Origin of the sequence: Streptomyces sp. NPDC005728 (assembly GCF_040630895.1) — a bacterium.
Classification (GTDB): domain Bacteria; phylum Actinomycetota; class Actinomycetes; order Streptomycetales; family Streptomycetaceae; genus Streptomyces.
Genome location: NZ_JBEXYL010000036.1, coordinates 77,723 through 88,403, shown reverse-complemented (window position 1 = coordinate 88,403; position 10,681 = coordinate 77,723). Strand labels below are relative to the sequence as shown.

11 protein-coding genes and 1 pseudogene are annotated in these 10,681 nt (G+C 72.2%); 5 read left to right on the top strand and 7 right to left on the bottom strand.

Annotated elements, in window-relative coordinates; translation table 11 throughout:
- Window positions 1–1,362, top strand: a pseudogene (locus tag ABZ471_RS24345) (glycogen debranching enzyme); the annotation flags it as partial.
- Window positions 1,363–1,470: 108 nt separating this feature from the next.
- Here ABZ471_RS24345 and ABZ471_RS24340 read toward each other — a convergent pair.
- Together ABZ471_RS24340 and ABZ471_RS24335 are read right to left on the bottom strand one after the other, a co-directional pair.
- Complete coding sequence (locus ABZ471_RS24340; protein WP_359068923.1) at window positions 1,471–2,280, bottom strand: VOC family protein; 810 nt, start codon at window positions 2,278–2,280, stop codon at window positions 1,471–1,473.
- Window positions 2,281–2,462: 182 nt separating this feature from the next.
- Entirely contained in the window at window positions 2,463–3,254 is a 792-nt protein-coding gene (locus ABZ471_RS24335) for an RNA polymerase sigma factor SigF (protein WP_359068922.1), read from the bottom strand.
- A 248-nt stretch (window positions 3,255–3,502) separates the two neighbouring features.
- Here ABZ471_RS24335 and ABZ471_RS24330 point away from each other — a divergent pair, with 248 nt between their 5' ends.
- The 4 genes from ABZ471_RS24330 (at window position 3,503) to ABZ471_RS24315 (ending at window position 6,325) form a co-directional block, all read left to right on the top strand.
- Entirely contained in the window at window positions 3,503–3,955 is a 453-nt protein-coding gene (locus ABZ471_RS24330) for a MarR family transcriptional regulator (RefSeq protein ID WP_359068920.1), read from the top strand.
- Window positions 3,952–4,791 (top strand): ATP-binding cassette domain-containing protein, encoded by an 840-nt coding sequence (locus tag ABZ471_RS24325; RefSeq protein ID WP_359068919.1) that lies wholly within the window; start codon window positions 3,952–3,954, stop codon window positions 4,789–4,791. The genes ABZ471_RS24330 and ABZ471_RS24325 overlap by 4 nt, the downstream gene beginning before the upstream one ends.
- The gene (locus ABZ471_RS24320; protein WP_359068917.1) at window positions 4,751–5,608 is read left to right on the top strand and encodes an ABC transporter permease; all 858 of its coding nucleotides are present in this window, start codon (window positions 4,751–4,753) and stop codon (window positions 5,606–5,608) included. The genes ABZ471_RS24325 and ABZ471_RS24320 overlap by 41 nt, the downstream gene beginning before the upstream one ends.
- Before the next feature lie 192 nt (window positions 5,609–5,800).
- Window positions 5,801–6,325 carry a hypothetical protein gene (locus ABZ471_RS24315; RefSeq protein WP_359068915.1) on the top strand — a complete coding sequence of 175 codons (525 nt, stop codon included), beginning with the start codon at window positions 5,801–5,803 and terminating at the stop codon, window positions 6,323–6,325.
- Between the two features lie 6 nt (window positions 6,326–6,331).
- Here the strand turns inward: ABZ471_RS24315 and hemC are convergent, their stop codons facing one another.
- From hemC to ABZ471_RS24290, 5 genes are all read right to left on the bottom strand, one after another.
- On the bottom strand, window positions 6,332–7,267 hold the full coding sequence (gene hemC, locus ABZ471_RS24310) for a hydroxymethylbilane synthase (RefSeq protein ID WP_359068914.1): 936 nt from the start codon (window positions 7,265–7,267) through the stop codon (window positions 6,332–6,334).
- Window positions 7,268–7,338: 71 nt separating this feature from the next.
- Entirely contained in the window at window positions 7,339–8,115 is a 777-nt protein-coding gene (locus ABZ471_RS24305; protein ID WP_359068913.1) for an NPP1 family protein, read from the bottom strand.
- Window positions 8,116–8,232: 117 nt separating this feature from the next.
- Entirely contained in the window at window positions 8,233–9,210 is a 978-nt protein-coding gene (locus tag ABZ471_RS24300) for an ATP-dependent DNA ligase (RefSeq protein WP_359068931.1), read from the bottom strand.
- Between the two features lie 80 nt (window positions 9,211–9,290).
- The gene (locus ABZ471_RS24295) at window positions 9,291–9,977 is read right to left on the bottom strand and encodes a response regulator transcription factor (protein WP_359068911.1); all 687 of its coding nucleotides are present in this window, start codon (window positions 9,975–9,977) and stop codon (window positions 9,291–9,293) included.
- Between the two features lie 59 nt (window positions 9,978–10,036).
- Window positions 10,037–10,681: a response regulator transcription factor gene (locus ABZ471_RS24290; RefSeq protein WP_359068909.1), complete on the bottom strand. Its 645-nt coding sequence runs from the start codon at window positions 10,679–10,681 to the stop codon at window positions 10,037–10,039.

Genomic DNA, 10,681 nt, shown 5'->3' with positions numbered 1-10,681 from the left:
GGTCACCCGTACCGCCAAGCTGGCCGCGCTCCCGCTCGGCTTTGCCGGCCGGGCGACCTGGGCAACGAGATGGGGCCCACGCTGTCCTTCCGGGGTATCGACAACGCCTCCTACTACCGCCTGGTCGACGGCGACTGGGGGCACTACTACGACACCACCGGCACCGGCAACAGCCTGCTGATGCGGCACCCCTACGTGCTCCAGCTGATCATGGACTCGCTGCGGTACTGGGTCACCGAGATGCATGTCGACGGCTTCCGCTTCGACCTCGCGGCCACGTTGGCCCGGCAGTTCCACGAGGTGGACCGGCTGTCGGCGTTCTTCGACCTGATCCAGCAGGACCCGGTGATCAGCCGGGTCAAGCTCATCGCGGAGCCCTGGGACGTGGGGGAGGGCGGCTACCAGGTGGGCAACTTCCCGCCGCTGTGGTCGGAGTGGAACGGCCGCTACCGGGACGCCGTACGGGACTTCTGGCGGGCGGAACCCGGCTCGCTCGGCGAGTTCGCCTCCCGGCTGACCGGCTCCTCCGACCTGTACCAGCACAGCCGGCGCCGACCGCGCGCCAGCGTCAACTTCGTGACCGCACACGACGGTTTCACGCTGCGCGACCTCGTGTCGTACAACGACAAGCACAACGAGGCCAACGGCGAGGGCAACCGGGACGGCGAGAGCACGAACCGGTCCTGGAACTGCGGCGCCGAGGGCGACACCGACGACCCTGCCGTCCTCGAACTCCGCGCCCGCCAGCAGCGCAACCTGCTCGCCACGCTGCTGCTCTCCCAGGGCATCCCGATGCTCAGCCACGGCGACGAACTGGGCCGCACCCAGCGCGGCAACAACAACGCCTACTGCCAGGACAGCGAAGTCTCCTGGATCGACTGGGAGCTGACGGACGAACAGCGGAACCTCACGGACTTCACCCGGTACGTCGTCAATCTGCGCGCCGGGCATCCCGTACTGCGCAGGCGCCGCTTCTTCCGCGGGGAGACCGCGACCAACGCCGACCAGCCGCTGCCCGACCTGATGTGGCTGCGCCCCGACGCCCGCGAGATGACCGACCGGGACTGGCAGCGTGGCGACGCCCATTCCGTCGGCGTGTTCCTCAACGGCGACGCGATCGCCGAACGCGACGCCTACGGCCGACGGGTGATCGACGACTCCTTCCTGCTGCTGCTGAACGGCTACTGGGAACCCGTCGACTTCCGCCTCCCCGACGAGTCCTACGGCGAGCGCTGGACGACCTTGATCGACACCGCCGCCCCGGAGGACATCCCCGACGAACGCGAACGCAAGGCAGGCACCCGGCTCCGCGTGGAACCCCGCAGCCTGGTCCTGCTCTCGCGGCCGTTCCGCAGTGGGTGACCGGGCGAACGAGCCCGCGAGCACCGGCCCGCCGGCGACCTGACCCGGGCGGCCTCCCCGGAGACGGGGTCCTCGACCGGCCGCTGCGGCACGATCCGCCGAGCCCCGTCAGTGCGAGCGGCGGGACGTGACCGTGAACTGTGCGCCGTCCGGGTCCCGCAGGATGGCCTCGTCCTCCTCCTCGCTCAGGACGCTGCCGCCGTGCTTCTCGGCGGTCCGGGCGCAGCCCACCACGTCGGCCACCGCGAAGTGGATCTGCCAGTGCGGCCGCACGGAGGGATCCGGAGCAGCCTCCACGGCGCCCGAGTCGATGCGCGCCACCACGTCGCCCCTGCTGCGCAGGACCACCTCGCCGCCCTCGTACTCCACCTCGCAGCAGCCCGGTGTGCCGGTGGCCCAGCCGAGGATCTCGCCGTAGAAGATCGCGGAATCGAAGGCGTTACGGGTGTGCAGCCGGATGAAGGTCGGGGCCGCCCGCCGCCAGGCCTCCCAGTTGCCGACCAGCTCTCCCTCCCAGATCCCGAAGGTGGCCCCGTCCCGGTCGGCGAGCAGCGCCGCCCGCCCCGGCGGGAACGACAGGGGCCCGACGGCGGCCGTACCGCCGCGCTCCCGGGCCCGTGACACGGCCTCGTTCGCGTCGGCCACGGCGAAGTACGGGGTCCAGGCGACCGCCATCTGCCACATGGCGGCCACCGCGGCGATCCCGGCGACGGGCACACCGTCGGCCAGCGCGATCCGGAAGTGCTCGCCGAGCTTGGCGCCACGCCACCGCCAGTCGAACAGGGCGGTGTAGAACTCCTGGGTGGCCCCCAGGTCGCGGCTGGTCAGGCTCACCCAGCACGGGGCGCCGAAGACGGAGTGCGTGGAGACGACCTCCCTCGTCCTGCGTCCACCGTCGGCAGGTTTGTCTTCGTTCATGGCAGTCGCGTCCTGGTCTCGGGGTCCGGCGGAGACCGGTCTGGCACCAGTGTCCAACCGGAAAGGGGTGCGCTGCCTGTCGAGTACCCCGGTGGTGTACGGCCGGCCGGGTGAGCATGAGGGAGGCATGGCGAAGGCGGAGCCCGACCGGGTCGCCGAGCTGTGGCCCGGTCGACGAGTGCTCAGCCGGTCTCCGCGAGCAGTTCCTCCCGCAGCCGGTCGAAGCAGCCGCTGAGCAGCCGGGAGACGTGCATCTGCGAGATGCCCAGCTGCTGGGCGATCCGGCTCTGGGTCATTCCGCCGAAGAACCTCAGGTAGAGGATGGTGCGCTCGCGTTCGGGCAGGGCCTGGAGGCACGGCTTGACCGCCGCGCGGTCGATCACCAGGTCGAAGCCGGGGTCCTGCCCGCCGAGCGAGTCCCCGAGCGCGTACCCTTCCGTTCCGGTCAGCCCGGCGTCCAGGGACAGCGCGGAGAAGCACTCCAGAGCCTCCATGCCGATGCGCACCTCGTCCTCGCTGAGCCGCGTGTGGTCGGCGATCTCGGCGACGGTGGGCGGCCGCCCGGACGTGGTCTGCGCCAGTTCCCTGAGGGCGCCGCGGACCCGGTTGCGCAGCTCCTGCACCCGGCGCGGCACATGCAGCGTCCACATGTGGTCACGGAAGTGGCGCTTGATCTCGCCGGTGATGGTGGGCACCGCGTACGCCTCGAAGGCGCGGCCGCGGGCCGGGTCGTAGTGGTCGACGGCCTTCACCAGGCCGAGGGCGGCCACCTGGTACAGGTCCTCCAGGGACTCCCCGCGACCGCGGAACCGTACGGCGATCCGCTCGGCCATGGGGAGCCAGAGCCGGACCAGCTCGTCCCGGAGCGCCCGGCGTCCGGGACCGTCGGCCAGCTGTGCGAGCCGCTCGAAGGACTCGACCGTGTCGGGGGCGTCGTCATGGGGGTGGGGCTTCGAACTGCTGTTGACAGGCATGGTGCGCACTTCTCTCAACAGGTGCTGGGTCGACAGACACCGTGGGACGTGCGCTCGGACCATGGAGAGGGCACCGGGGCGTCCGGCCGGAGCCGGCTCCCACGGACGTGCCTCCTGTCCGAAGCACTGTCGGTGGGATTCCCGCTGGCGCCTACAGCGAAACAATCTGGTAGATACGGGGCATATCAGGCTCCCTCTTGACCGCCTCTCGGGAGGCAATACCTCTGTGTCAGAGGTAATCTTCGAGAGTGGAATCCGAGTTCCCGGAAGAGCTGGCCGATGCGCTCGTACGGATCCAGCGGCTGATCCGGCGCCGGCTGCGCGGCGGCCTGACCCTGCCGCGCCTGCGCGGCGCCGAGGTGGAGCTGCTGCGGCTGGTCGAGAGCCGGCCCGGCCTCCGCATCTCGGATGCCGCCAGGGAACTGCACCTGGCCGGCAACTCCGTGTCGACCCTGGTCAACCACCTCGTCCGGGACGGCTACCTGACCCGCGAGACCGACCCGGCAGACCGGCGGGCCGCCCGGCTGCTGCTCACCGAGGCCGCCGAGAGGCGGCTCCGGGACTGGCAGCGCCGCCGGACCGAACTGGTCGGCAGGCACCTGGCCCGGCTGGACGAGGCCGACCGGGAGGCCCTGCAGGCGGCCCTCCCGGCGCTGCGCAAGCTGGCCGTCACCCTGTACGAGGAGGCCGAGGAGACATGACGAGCGACACCCCCGCACCGCCCGCCGAAGCCGTCACCTGCACCCGCCTCGCCTACTCCTTCGGGGACACCAGGGCGGTCGACGGACTCGACCTGGCCGTCCGCGAGGGCGAGGTGTTCGGACTGCTCGGCCCCAACGGCGCCGGCAAGAGCACCGCCATCCGCTGCATCACCACGCTCCTCCCGGTCCCGGCCGGCATGGTCCGGGTCTTCGGGCACGACGCCGCCAAGGAGCGCATGGCGGTACGCCGCCTCCTCGGCTACGTCCCGCAGCAGCTGTCCGCCGACAGCGGGCTCACCGGACGGGAGAACGTCGCCCTGTTCGCCCGGGTCTTCGACGTGCCGCGCCGCGAGCGCGCCGAACGCGTCGCCCAGGCCCTGACCGCCGTCGGCCTCGCCGACGCCGCCGACCGGCTCGCCGGCACCTACTCCGGCGGCATGGTCCGCCGCCTCGAACTCGCCCAGGCCCTGGTCAGCGCGCCCCGGCTGCTCATCCTGGACGAGCCCACCATCGGCCTGGACCCGATCGCCCGCACCGGCGTCTGGGAGCACATCGACGCCGTCCGCTCCGCCACCGGCATGACCGTCCTGGTCATCACCCACTACATGGACGAGGCCGACCAGTACTGCGACCGGGTCGGTCTGATGCACCGCGGCCGCGTCCGCGCCCTGGGCACCCCGGCCGAGCTGTGCAGGGGGCTCGCCGAACGCCGCGGCACGGACACCCTGCCCACGCTGGAGGACGTCTTCCGGGACATCGCCGGCAGCGGCCTCGACTCCGGAGGAGGTTTCCGCGATGTCCGAAGCACCCGCCGCACCGCGCACCGCGTCGGCTGACGCCACCGCCGCCGGCACGGCCCTGCTGCTCAGCCCGCCCCGGCCCCGCGCGGGCTGGCGGCTGCTGCCCGCCCGGGTCGTCGCGATGTGTGCCGTCGAACTGCAGAAGCTGCGCCACGACCGCACCGAGCTGTACACCCGGGCGGTCCAGCCGGCCCTGTGGCTGCTGATCTTCGGCCAGACCTTCACCCGGATCCGGGCGATACCCACCGGAGGCATCCCCTACACCGACTACCTGGCGCCCGGCATCATCGCCCAGTCCGCGATGTTCATCGCCATCTTCTACGGCATCCAGATCATCTGGGAACGGGACGCCGGCATCCTGAACAAGCTCCTCGTCACCCCCACCCCGCGCTCGGCGCTGATCACCGGCAAGGCGTTCGCGGCCGGTGTGAAGTCGCTGGTCCAGGCCGTCGTCGTCATCGTCATCGCCGCCCTGCTCGGCGTAGCCCTCACCTGGAACCCGCTGAAGCTGCTCGGCGTGGCCGCGGCCGTGGTCCTCGCCTCCGCGTTCTTCTCCTGCCTGTCGATGACCATCGCCGGCATCGTCCTCAGCCGTGACCGGCTGATGGGCTTCGGCCAGGCCGTCACCATGCCGCTGTTCTTCGCCTCCAACGCCCTGTACCCCGTCTCGGTGATGCCGGGCTGGCTCCAGGCCGTCAGCAAGGTCAACCCGCTCAGCTACCAGGTCGACGCCCTGCGCGGCCTCCTGCTCGGCACGCCCGCCCACCTCGCCGCCGACTTCGGCGTGCTGACAGTGGCCGCCGCCCTAGGGATCACCGCGGCCTCCGCGCTGCTCGGCCGACTGGCCCGCTGATCTTGCCGCCGGACGTGATGTGCGGCACGCACCCGCGGGCCGCCCGGGACCCCGGTGACGGGATTCTTCCTGGGCAGCGCTTTGATCACCGATCAAAGCGGGCGAACCCCCTGGCCACAGCGCATTCTGCTCATTTGACAGTGCGCTGAGAGCACAGATAGACAGCAACCCTCTGAGGTCGAGAGGGACACTGTGTACGAGCCGAACGTGGTCGGGGACTGGCACGAGTACGACGAGCATGCCGGTCTGCGGGTCCGCGTCCACCGTCTGGAGGCGGCCGAGCCGCCGCGCGGACGGGACGACGCCGCGGCCGGGCTGACGTACTTCACTGTCCGGGTGACGGTCGAGAACCGCGGTGCGCGGCACTACGGCATCCACCTCGAGGACGGTCAGATGGACATCCGGGTCGGACCGGACGGGGAAGGCGCGTTCATCGACTGGCGCAACTCCCAGTTCATCGAGGGTTTCGACGTCTATCCGCTGCGCCGGGCCACCGCCGTGCTTTACGCGGCCGCCCCCGAAGCCTCCCTCACCCACGTGGACGTACAGGTCCAGCTGCGGGTGGACGAGGAGTGGGCCGACCGCCGGCTGTGGGCGGGCGGCATCGGTGTCCTGGAGGGCACCGCGGCGGCCGCCCCCGCGGGCACCGGGCAGAGCAGCCTGGCCCACCAGGTCAGCGCCTTCCTGAAGGACCAGACGGAGCCGGGCAGCGCCTGACGCGGGTCAGTGCGGGATGCCGTCGATGATCTCCCGCGCCCCCTGCCGCAGCAGCGACACCGCGACCGAGGTGCCGAGCGTGGCCGCGTCCAGCCGCCCCGCCCATTCGTGCGCGTTCAGCCGCGTCTTGCCGTCCGGGGTGAACACGCAGGCCCGCAGGGAGAGTTCACCGCTGCGGTCCACGCGCGCGAAACCGGCGATGGGGCTGTTGCAGTGCCCCTGGAGCACATGCAGGAACATCCGCTCGGCCGTGGCCTCCCGGTGGGTGTCCGGATCGCCGAGTCCGCTGACCGCGTCGATCAGCTCGCTGTCGCCCTCCCGGCACTGCAGGGCGAGGACGCCCGCGCCGATCGGGGGCATCATCGCCTCCGTGGACAGCACCTCGCTGATCACGTCCTGGCGGCCGATCCGCTCCAGACCGGACACCGCGAGCAGCAGCGCGTCCGCCTCGCCGGCAGCCAGCTTCGCCAGCCGCCGGTTGGCGTTCCCGCGGAACGGGACGCACTCCAGGTGCGGGTGGGTGGCGGCCAGTTGGGCGACCCGGCGCACCGACGAGGTGCCGATCCGGGTGCCGGCCGGCAGCTCGTCGAGGGTGAGTCCGCCCGGGTGCACCAGCGCGTCGCGGATGTCGTCCCGCTCGAGGAACGCGGCGAACACCGTGCCTGCGGGCAGCGGCCGGTCGGCGGGCACGTCCTTGACGCAGTGCACCGCGAGGTCCGCCTCCCCGGCCAGCAGGGCCGCGTCCACCTCCTTGGTGAACGCCCCCTTGCCCTCGACCTGGGACAGGTCGCCGAGCCACTTGTCCCCCGTGGTCTTCACGGGCACGACCTCGGTGCGCATCCCCGGATGCAGCACCCCCAACTCGGTGCGCACACGCTCGACCTGGGCGAGGGCCATCGGCGAGTCACGGGAGACGATTCGGATGAGTTCCGGGACGGACATGGGGACACGATAGACCCTCGGAAGCGACGGTCCGTCATGCCCCCTGCGCAGAATCGGATGTCTGCCGGCCCTCAGGCGTTCGGGTCGAAGGCGATCCCGGACGGCTTGGCCGAGGCGAGGTGGGAGGCGAAGTTCGCGTCCTTCAGGCCGAAGTTGGCGCTGCCGAAGTCGTAGGCGCTCAGCTTGTCGCGCAGGCCCGCCGGATAGCCGTTCCAGCCGACCAGCGGCGGGTACTGCCAGGTGTGCCTGTGGTTCTCCGGCGGCTCGTCGTTCCCGCCCGCGAGCCGGAAGCAGTGCGTCCTGATGCCGTCCTTGTGGTAAACGATCTTCGGGTGGCCGCCCTCGAAACGGACCTCGGAGACCGGGTGCACCGTGAACGAGCCGTGGTTGGACGTCGACACGTACCGCACCTGCCCGTCCTGCACCCACACCACCACGTGCTCCCAGTCGTGCCGGTGCCCGCCGATGCTGCTGCCGGCCACCGCCTGGTCCTTCTCGAAGTAGAGGCCGTACAGATAGGCGCACCAGCCGTGGTTGCACCTGTAGCGCGAGTAGCTGTTGGTGTTGTCCAGGTCGGAGGCGTCCCGGCACGCCCCGTTGAGGGCGCCGGTCGGCTTCAGGCCGCCGTTGACCGTGCCGTCGGAGCCGATGGCGGGCGTCGGGTAGCAACCGTCCGTGTCGTAGTCGAAGGCCGGCTGGTACGTCAGCTCGGCGGGCTCGGCGCTGCCGGGCAGTGCCCGGGGCGGGGCGGCGAAGGCGGAGGTGGGGAAGGCGACGACGAGGGCGGTGGCACCGGCCAGTGCGGCGAGCCATCTGCCGCGCCGGACACGGGATGCGAACGACGACATGGGACCTCCAACAGCGGCGGGGCGCAGGGGAGTTCAGCATCCCGGCCGAGGGTGTCGCTGCCAAGACGTCCCCGGCGTTGCAGAGATGAAGCCCCGCCCAACAGGTGTCGCGTCGCCTCAGCCGAGGTCTTCCGGGACCTCCGCGGACGAATCCTCCGGTGCGAGGTCCGGGCGCAGCCGCAGCCACGACGGCTGGCGGAGCATCCCGGCCCGGGTCCGGGTGCTGTAGCTGACCTCGCCGACCAGCCGGGGCAGCACCCAGCGGGCGTCCGGGATCCGCGGCACCGGGTCGAAGGGGCACCGGCTGCTCGCGGCGGCCCGCAGCAGTGCGGCCAGTTCCGTCCGCTCCGCCTCGCTCCAGCCGGTGCCCACCCCGCCGACGTACCGCAGCCGGCCGCCGGCCCGCTGGCCGACCAGCAGCGCGCCCGGCAGCCCGGTCAGCCGCCCCTTGCCGGGCAGCCAGCCGCCCACGATCACGTCCTCGCTGCGCATGTTGCGGATCTTGATCCAGGCGCGGGAGCGCACCCCGGGCTCGTACACCGAGTCCAGCCGCTTGCACACCAGCCCTTCCAGACCGTGCTCCCGGGTCGCGCGAAGGGCCTGGGCGCCGTGCCCGGTCACCGCGGCCGGCGTCGACCAGTGCGACCCGGCCAGGCCCAGCTCCTCCAGCCGCGCCCGCCGCCGCGTATAGGGGAGCCCCAGCAGCGGCCCGTCCAGGTAGGGCACGTCGAACAGCACCAGGTGGACCGGCACCTGGGCGGCCCGGCGAGCCGCTCGCGCGGGGGAGTGGGCGAGCCCCATCCGGCTCTGCAGCAGCTGGAAGTCCGCCCGGCCCCGCTCGTCCAGGGCCAGTACCTCGCCGTCCAGGACGGCGGCCGTGGCGCCCAGGACGTCGCCGAGCGGCCGGAGTTCGGGGTAGGCGGCGGTGATCTCCTCGCCGGAGCGGGCGCGCAGCAGCACACTGCCGTCGCCGGGCAGATAGATCATCGCGCGCTGGCCGTCCTGCTTGGTCTCGTACGCCCACCGCTCGTCCTGGGCGGCGGGCGGCAGCCTGCCGGGGGTGGCGAGCATCGGCACGACGAGCGGCAGGGTCACGGCGGTCACGGCTGAAGGTGTCGACCGCTGCGGGCGCCCTCACGCGCCTTTCGGCGCCGGTTCCCCTGAACGGGCCCGTCTCAGCGGCCCGCCGCCTCGGGCCGGGCCGCCACGAGGCCCGACTGATAGGCCGGCGCCACGAGTTGGGCGCGGTCGCGGGCCGCCAGTTTCGTCATGGCCCGGTGGACGTGGGTGCGCACCGTCAGCGGGGACACGAACAACCGCGCCGCGATCTCCTGGTTGGACCGGCCCTGCGCCGCCAGCGCCGTCACCTCCCGTTCCCGGGCGGTGAGCGCGGCGATCCGCCCGGGAACGGGAGGGCGGTCGCCGGAGTCCGGTGCAGCCAGGAAGCGGGTGATCAGCGTCCGGGTGGCGGCGGGGGAGAGCAGGGCTTCCCCGGCGGCCACCGCGCGGATGCCGGCGAGCAGCTCCGCGGCGGTGACGTCCTTGCACAGGAAGCCGCTCGCCCCTGCCCTGAGCGCCTGGACGACGTACTCGTCGGCGTCGAAGGCGGCCAGGATCAGCACCCGGGTGCCGGTCAGGTTCCGGTCGCCGCAGACGGCGGCGGTGGCGGCCAGGCCGTCCGGGCCGGGCATCCGGATGTCCATCAGCACCACGTCCGGCCGGAGCGCACGGGCGAGCGCGAGGGCCTCGGCGCCGTCCGCCGCCTCCGCCACCACCTCCATGCCGTCACAGGTGTCGATCAGGATCCGGAAGGTGGCCCGCAGCAGGGCCTGGTCGTCGGCGAGCAGCACACGGATCGTCATGGGGTCCGTCCTCCGTCCGGGGCGCGCGGTCCGGTGGCCTCGGTGGCCGGGCCCGCCGCTCACGCGTGGTGCAGATAGGCGAGCACGGCCAGCACCCGGCGGTGCCCGATGTCGCTGGGCGGCAGCCCCAGCTTCAGGAAGACGTTGCCGATGTGCTTGCTGACCGAGCGTTCGGTGATGACGAGGGTCCGGGCGATGGTGGTGTTGTCGTGGCCCTCGGCCATCAGGTGCAGCACCTCACGCTCGCGCGGGGTGAGCGCGTCCAGGGGCGAGTCCTGGCGGCGGGTCATCAGCTCCGTCACCACCTCCGGGTCGAGGGACGTGCCACCACCCGCGACCCGCTCCAGCGTGTCGAGGAACTCGTCGACCCGGCCGACCCGGTCCTTGAGCAGGTAGCCCACGCCGCGGGCGCCGCCGCTCAGCAACTCGGCGGCATACGACTCCTCGACGTACTGCGAGAGCACCAGCACCGGCAGTCCGGGCAGGTGCCGGCGCGCGTCGAGAGCCGCCCGCAGACCTTCGTCGCGGAAGTGCGGCGGCATCCGTACGTCCAGTACGGCGATGTCGGGGCGGTGGGACAGCAGCGCCGGAAGGATCTCCGGACCCGTGCCGGCGACCCCGGCCACCTCGTGCCCGGCGGAGGTCAGCAGCAGGACCAGCCCCTCGCGCAACAGGGCGTTGTCCTCGGCGATCACCACACGCAC

Coding starts and splice junctions, on each gene's coding strand:
- ABZ471_RS24340 (WP_359068923.1), bottom strand. CDS start 2,280: ATGAACGAAGACAAACCTGCCGACGGTGGACGCAGGACGAGGGAGGTC.
- ABZ471_RS24335 (WP_359068922.1), bottom strand. CDS start 3,254: ATGCCTGTCAACAGCAGTTCGAAGCCCCACCCCCATGACGACGCCCCC.
- ABZ471_RS24325 (WP_359068919.1), top strand. CDS start 3,952: ATGACGAGCGACACCCCCGCACCGCCCGCCGAAGCCGTCACCTGCACC.
- ABZ471_RS24320 (WP_359068917.1), top strand. CDS start 4,751: ATGTCCGAAGCACCCGCCGCACCGCGCACCGCGTCGGCTGACGCCACC.
- hemC (WP_359068914.1), bottom strand. CDS start 7,267: ATGTCCGTCCCGGAACTCATCCGAATCGTCTCCCGTGACTCGCCGATG.
- ABZ471_RS24305 (WP_359068913.1), bottom strand. CDS start 8,115: ATGTCGTCGTTCGCATCCCGTGTCCGGCGCGGCAGATGGCTCGCCGCA.
- ABZ471_RS24295 (WP_359068911.1), bottom strand. CDS start 9,977: ATGACGATCCGTGTGCTGCTCGCCGACGACCAGGCCCTGCTGCGGGCC.